The 6,751-nt window shown below is 74.5% G+C and carries 5 protein-coding genes; 2 read left to right on the top strand and 3 right to left on the bottom strand.

Annotated features, from left to right (window positions below; translation table 11 throughout):
- Positions 1-378, top strand: a 378-nt coding sequence (locus ABZW03_RS34610) for a helix-turn-helix transcriptional regulator (RefSeq protein ID WP_355267473.1), incomplete at its 5' end; no start/stop codon positions are given.
- Positions 379-387: 9 nt separating this feature from the next.
- Here the strand turns inward: ABZW03_RS34610 and ABZW03_RS34605 are convergent.
- Entirely contained in the window at positions 388-1,203 is an 816-nt protein-coding gene (locus ABZW03_RS34605) for an alpha/beta hydrolase (RefSeq protein WP_355267470.1), read from the bottom strand.
- Between the two features lie 230 nt (positions 1,204-1,433).
- Here ABZW03_RS34605 and ABZW03_RS34600 point away from each other — a divergent pair, with 230 nt between their 5' ends.
- Positions 1,434-2,501 (top strand): alpha/beta hydrolase, encoded by a 1,068-nt coding sequence (locus ABZW03_RS34600; RefSeq protein WP_355267467.1) that lies wholly within the window; start codon positions 1,434-1,436, stop codon positions 2,499-2,501.
- Between the two features lie 210 nt (positions 2,502-2,711).
- Here the strand turns inward: ABZW03_RS34600 and ABZW03_RS34595 are convergent, their stop codons facing one another.
- Together ABZW03_RS34595 and ABZW03_RS34590 are read right to left on the bottom strand one after the other, a co-directional pair.
- Entirely contained in the window at positions 2,712-5,432 is a 2,721-nt protein-coding gene (locus tag ABZW03_RS34595; RefSeq protein ID WP_355267464.1) for an AAA family ATPase, read from the bottom strand.
- A gap of 130 nt (positions 5,433-5,562) precedes the next feature.
- Positions 5,563-6,751: epoxide hydrolase (locus tag ABZW03_RS34590; protein WP_355267461.1), on the bottom strand; the 1,189-nt coding region annotated here is incomplete at its 5' end.

The raw sequence follows: 6,751 nt of genomic DNA, 5'->3' as shown, positions 1-6,751 counted from the left end.
GTCCAGGGCCCGGCGGCGGCGCGGCCGTACGTGGTCCCGGCGGCCGAGGCGTTCGAGCGGCTGGGGGCGGCCGGGTGGGCCGAGCGGGCCCGGGCCGAACTGCGCGTCACCGGCGCCCCTCCCCGCGTCCCGACGCCGAACCTGGCCGCGCTGACCTGGCAGGAACGCCGCATCGCCGAGCTGGCCGCCGGCGGCCTGACGAACAAGCAGATCGGCGAGCGGATGCACCTGTCACCGCGTACCGTCAGCTCCCACCTGTACCGCACCTTCCCCAAGCTGGGCATCACGGCCCGGGCGGCACTGCGCGACGCGCTGAGCCGCACCGACGCACTGAACCGGACCGACGCGCTGAGCCGCACCGACGTGGCGCAGGTCTGACGACCGCGCTCAGCCCCGCACGACCACGGCCTCGACGCCGTTGGCGGCCAGCCAGACGAGGACGTGGTCGGCGACCGAGCGCCAGCCGCTGTCGAACACCAGGGAGTGCCCCCGGTCGGCGAACTGCTCCAGATCCGTCACGGCGGAGGAGTCGCCGTAGAGCTTGTAGACCGAGCGGGTCACGGCGTCCGGGACCATCCGGTCCTCCTGGCCGGACACGAGCAGGAGCGGTCCGCGCTCCGAGTGGGCCGTGTCCACGACGGTGTCGGCCGATCCGGCGGCGGCGCGGCCGGTTCCGAGGTCCGAGAGCAACCGGAGCGGGGCCGGGACGGCGTACCGGTCGAAGAGCTGCTCGGCCTCCTCCGCCCCGACCGCGTTGACGACGGCGTGTCGGAAGCTGGCGCGCGGCAGCAGCTCGAAACCCGGGACCGAGGTCGGGCCGGCCGGCATCGGCGACCACGGCCGGGGCCGGCCGTCGTCCAGCGGCACGCCGCCGACCGGCCACGGCGCGAGGGCGACGGCGGCGCGGCCGAGGTCGGCCCCGAGGAGGCGCTGGGCGATGAGGCCGCCGGTCGAGTGCCCGATGAGGACCGGCGGGTCGTCGAAGGTGCGCACGATCTCCGCGTAGTGGGTCGTGAGCGCGGCGAGCCCGAGGTCGCGCGGTGGGCCGGGATCGCGGCGGGCCCGGTCGGCGGTGGGGGCTTCGCCGGGCCGGCCCGGGACGCACACCGCGTAGCCGTACGCGGTGAACCGTTCCGCCCAGGCGTCCCAGGAGGAGCTGTGGAACCACGCACCGTGGATGAGGACGACGGGGGTTTGCTTCACGGCCGGACCTTCCGACTGCACGCACGACGATCCGCCGGCATCGCGGCGCTCCTTCGAGGATCACCGAGCGGCAGGACGGCGGAAACAGTCGAATGACTGAATCCGGCGGCCCGGCAGACCCCGGTAGGTCCACGAACGTCTTCGTGCGTCTCGGCGTCATGTGACCGATGCGTCGGGCCGGCGGCCGAAGAACAGTGGAGTCACCGGCGAATCCCGAGGAAGGATCGAACATGATCAACAGGCGTACCTTCACCAAAGCGGTCGGTCTCGGCGTGGGCGCCACGGCCGTGTCGGCCGGCGCGGCATCGAACGCGCCCGCCGCCTTCGCGGCCGGTTCCGACCGGCCCGGCCGCCCGGCCCCGGTCATCCCGGCCGTCACCCCGGGCACCCACACCACGTTCACCGACCTGAAGCGGGTCCAGGCCGGCGTGCTCGACATCGGCTACGCCGAGGCCGGACCTGCGCACGGACCCGTGGTCATCTGCCTGCACGGCTGGCCCTACGACATCCACAGCTACGTCGACGTGGCACCGCTCCTGGCGGACGCCGGCTACCGGGTGATCGTGCCGTACCTCCGGGGCCACGGCACCACGAGCTTCCTGTCCCCGACGACGGTCCGCACCGGGCAGCAGTCCGCGATCGCCCTCGACATCATCGCCCTGATGGACGCCCTGAAGATCCACAAGGCCGTGCTGGCCGGCTTCGACTGGGGCTCGCGGGCCGCCGGCACCATCGCGGCGCTGTGGCCGGAGCGGGTCAAGGCCCTGGTCGCGGTGAGCGGCTACCTCGTCGTCAATATCCCCTCGCAGAAGAACCCGCTGCCGCCGAAGGCCGAGCACACCTGGTGGTACCAGTACTACTTCGCCACCGACCGAGGCCGCGTCGCGATGGAGACCAGGCAGAACCGGCACGACCTGTGCCGACTGGTGTGGGACGAGGTGTCCCCGACCTGGAAGTTCGACGACGCCACCTTCGAGCGCACCGCCGCGGCGTTCGAGAACCCCGACTACGCCGCCATCGTGATCCACAACTACCGCTGGCGCCTGGGCCTGGCCGACGGCGAGCGCCGCTACGACCGTTACGAGCAGGTGCTCGCGGCCCGACCGCCCATCACCGTGCCGACCATCGCCGTGGACCCCGCCCTCGACCCGTTCCTGGCCACGACCGACGGCACCGGGTACCGGAAGTTCTTCACCGGCCGGTACGAGCACCGCGTGCTCCCCGGCATCGGCCACAACGCACCGCAGGAGGCGCCGACTGCGTTCGCCCAGGCCGTGGTGGACGCCGACCACCTGTGACCCACGGCAGGCTCCGGGCCCGGTCCGCCGCCGACGTCCCGGCCGCCGCGCAGCGGTTCACGGCCGGGCCGCCCACGCCCGCGCCGCCCGTTGACGGCTCCTCACCGCCGTGCCGCCGGGGAACGGCCCCCGAACGCCGGGAGGGCGGAAGACGGTTCCCCCGTCCCGCCCTCCGCCCTCCCCGCGAGGCCCGTGAGCACCGCCCGGCGATCACCGCTCCGACAGGGCGCCGTCGATCTCCCGACGGGAGGAGATCCCCAACTTGGCGAAGACCTTGCGCAGGTGCCACTCGACCGTGCGAGGGCTGAGGAACAGGTGCGCGCCGATCTCCGCGTTCGGGTGCCCGGCGGCCGCGAGGCGGGCGATCTGCGCCTCCTGCGGGGTCAGGACCGGCGCACCGACGGTCCGCTGGCGAACCGTCTCACCGGTGGCGAGCAGCTCACGCCGGGCCCGCTCGGCGAACCCCTCCATGCCCATGCGCGCGGCCGCCTCGTACGCCGCCCGCAGCTCGGTACGGGCCTGCGCGCGCCGGTTCCGGCGGCGCAGCCACTCCCCGTACAGCAGTCGGGCCCGGGTCTCGAACACGCCGAGCCCGCCGCGGCCGAAGTGGTCGACGGCCTCGCGGTAACGGTCCTCGGCCCGCTCGGGTGCGCCGGTCAGGGCTTCGGCGACCGCGTGCGCGCCCAGGGCCCAGGGCGTGCCGGCCCGGGCCCAGTCGGAGAGCCGCTCGCACGCCCCGGCGGCCACGGCCGGCTCGCCGGCCCTGGTCGCGGCCTCGACCAGTTCGCTGCACGTCCAGAAGTGCACCACGAGGTCCTCGTGCGCTCCGCCGCGCAGCGCCGCTTCCATGGCGAGCGGATAGTTGCCCAGGCCGTTGTGGAGCACGGCCCGCTCGCACGCGGCCACCCGGACGAGCCGGCCCAGGCCTCGCTGCTCGCCGTCCCGTTCCATCGCCTCGAGCAGGTCCAGGGCCGGCCGCTCCCGGCCCCGGTACGCGCCGATCAAGGCAGCCGTGGCCGTGCGCGTCACCCCGCCGGTGGCCTTCTCGACGGCTGCGGCCTCGGCCAGCAGGTCCTCGGCTTCGAGGAGTCGCCCCGCGTGGCCCAGCGCGGCCGCCCGGTAGGGCAACGCCGTCGAGAGGACCGACAGCGTGCCCGTCGTCCGGGCGAACCGGACCGCCCGATCGGTGACGTCCAGCCAGGCCTGGAGATCGCCCAGCTCCGCGGCGGCGTTCGCGGCCGCCCACAGGACGGACGGCTCCTCCTCGTCGGCGAGGGAGCGCAGCGCCTGCGCCAGCAGCGGGAAGGCGGCGACCTGCCCGTCCACGGTCCACGCGACCAGGGCACGGAGGAAGACTCCGGCCGGCTCGTCGCCGGGTACCAGGCCGCGAGCGAGCTCGGCCGCCCGCCGGAGTCCACCTTCGTCGTGCGGCCAGGCCCAGATGGCCGCGTCGAACGCCGCGAGGCAGGTCTCCCGTGCGACGGCCGGGTCGAGGTCCCTGAACCGGTCGGCCACGTCGAGCAGCGGCTGCACCGCGCCCTTCCCCGAGTCGGTCATGGACGACGCCTTGGCCCGCAGCCGGGCGGCATGCGCCTGCTGCAACCGGTCCAGCGGTCCCAGCTCCGCGGCGGCGAGCAGGTCGGGAACCCGATCCGGCGCGCCCGCGGCGACGTTGGCCGCGGCGGCCGCCAGCGCGCGCCGCGCCCGTTCCCTCGGGTCGGGGGTGAGCGCCGCGGCCCGTTCCAGGAAGGCCGCGGCGGCCGCCCGGCCACCGCGGGCCAGGGCCCGGTCGGCGGAGCGCTCCAGCGCGGCGGCGGCCTGCTCGTCCGGCCCGACCGCGGCGTGTGCCCGGTGCCAGGCCCGCCGGTCGGGGTCGCGCTCGGCATCGGTGGCCTCGGCCAGGGCGGCGTGCGCCGCACGCAGCGCCGCGGCGTCCGCGCCGCGCCACACCGCCGAACGCACCAGCGGGTGCCGGAACCGCACGGTGGCTCCCAGGGTGATCAGGTCCGCGGCCTCGGCCGGTGCCGCGGCCTCCAGGCCGATCCCCAGCAGGCCCAGAGCACGCGACAACAGCGGCCCGTCGCCGACCGGTTCGACCGCCGCCACCAGTAGCAGGGCGTGAGTGTCGCCCGGCAGCCCGTCGACCCGCCGGCGGAAGCCGTCCTCGAGCCGGGTCGCCAGCGGGCCGGCGCCGGGCCCGCCGAAGCCGAACGCCAGCTCCGCCGGAGACAGGCCCCGGGGCAGCTCCAGCAGGGCGAGCGGATTCCCGCCGGTCTCGGCCACGATCCGGTCCCGCACCCGGGCGTCGACCGGCCCCGGCAGTGCGCCGTCCAGCAGTACCCGGGCGTCGGCATCGGCCAGCCCGCGCAGCGGAAGGTCCGGCAGACCGGCGAGGCCCTCGTCCCTCCTCCCGTCGGTGATCCGCTCGGCGAACACCAACGCCACCGATTCCGCGTCCAGCCGGCGCCCGACGAACGCCAGGATCCGCTGGGACATCAGGTCCAGCCACTGCGCGTCGTCGACCAGGCACACCAGCGGGGACCGGGCCGCCGCCTCGGCGAAGAGTCCCAGGACCGCCATCCCGACCAGCAGCATCTCGGGCGGGCTCCCCGTGCTCAGGCCGAACGCGACCCGCAGCGCGTCCCGCTGCACCTCCGGCAGCCGGTCGAGGTGCGACAACAGCGGGGCGCACAGCCGTTGCAGGGCCGAGTAGGCGAACTCGGCCTCGGCCTCGACGCCGGCCGCGCGGACGACCTGCCACGGCCCCGCCTGCCCGGCCAGGTGGTCGAGCAGCGCCGACTTGCCGACGCCCGCCTCACCCCGGAGCACCAGCACCCGGCTGCGCCCGCCGCGCACCTCGCGCAGCAGCCGGTCCAGCACCTCCACCTCCCGGGCCCGCCCGAGCAGTTGGTGTTTCGCGCACTCCGACATGGCACCTCCGGGACGAGTTCCTCCCGGAGGAGCTCCACCCATCCTACGAAGTGCGGGGCCGACCGATCCGCACGGGTCCGGCTACCGGGCCGGCCGGAGCCGGCCTCGTACCCGCCGTTCCACCTCGGCTCTACCTCAGCGTCCGGAAGGCGTTCCGGAGTTCCTCGGCCAGGAGCCGCGGCTGCTCCCAGGCGGCGAAGTGGCCGCCCTTGTCGACCTCGTTCCAGTGGATGATGTTGCCGAAGGTCCGCTCGCCCCAACTGCGCGGCGCGGGGTAGATCTCGGCCGGAAAGACCGTCACCGCGACCGGGGTCCTCGGAATGGACACCGCGTTGAACGGTCCGCCGCCGGCCCGGGCACCCTCCCAGTACAGCCGGGACGACGACGCGCCGGTGCCGGTCAGCCAGTACATCGAGATCGCGTCGAGCATCTCGTCGTACGTGAGGACCTTCTCCGGCTCACCCCCGGAGTCCGTCCACTCCGCGAACTTGTCGTAGTAGTAGGACGCCATGCCGACCGGGGAGTCGGTGAGGGAATAGGCGATCGTCTGCGGGGTCTGGTTCATCATCGCCGCGTAGCCGAAGCCGTCGCGGTAGAAGTGCAGCAGCCGGTCGTACGCCCGCTTCTCCTCGGCCGAAAGGTTCGCCGGGGCCGGATCGAAGGTGCGCGCACGGCGCAGGACGTCCTCCGGCACGGTCCCCGGCATGTTGACGTGGATGCCGAGCAGCCCCTTCGGCTGCTGGACGGCGAGCACCTCGGAGAGGATCGCGCCGTGGTCGCCGCCCTGCGAGACGTACTCCGGGTACCCGAGGCGCGCCATCAGCTCGTGGAAGGCGCGCGCCGTGCGGGCGAAGTTCCACCCGGGCCTGGTCGGGTTGCCCGAGAAGCCGTAACCGGGCAGGGTCGGCAGCACCAGGTGGAAGGCGTCCTCGGCGCGCCCGCCGTGCGCCGTGGGGTCGGTCAGCGGCCCGATCACCTTCAGCAGTTCGACGATCGAGCCGGGCCAGCCGTGCGTCATCAGCATCGGCAGGGCGCCGTCATGCGGGGAGCGGATGTGGGCGAACTGGATGTCCAGCCCGTCGATCTCCGTGATGTACTGCGGCAGTTCGTTGAGGCGCCGTTCGAGGTCGCGCCGGTCGTACCGGGCGCCCCAGTACTCCATCAGCGGCCGCACCTTCGCCAACTGTGCACCCTGGGTGCGGTCGTCGACGGTCTCCCGGTCGGGCCACCGGGTCGCGCGGATGCGCCGCCGCAGGTCGTTGAGGTCTGCCTGCGGGACGCTGACCCGGAAGCGGCGGATGCCCGCTCCCGGCCTCGGC

This window comes from Kitasatospora sp. NPDC004799, assembly GCF_040609095.1.
Classification (GTDB): Bacteria; Actinomycetota; Actinomycetes; order Streptomycetales; family Streptomycetaceae; genus Kitasatospora.
Note: the sequence above shows the minus strand (reverse complement) of the source record. Positions and strands in the feature narration are given on the sequence as shown.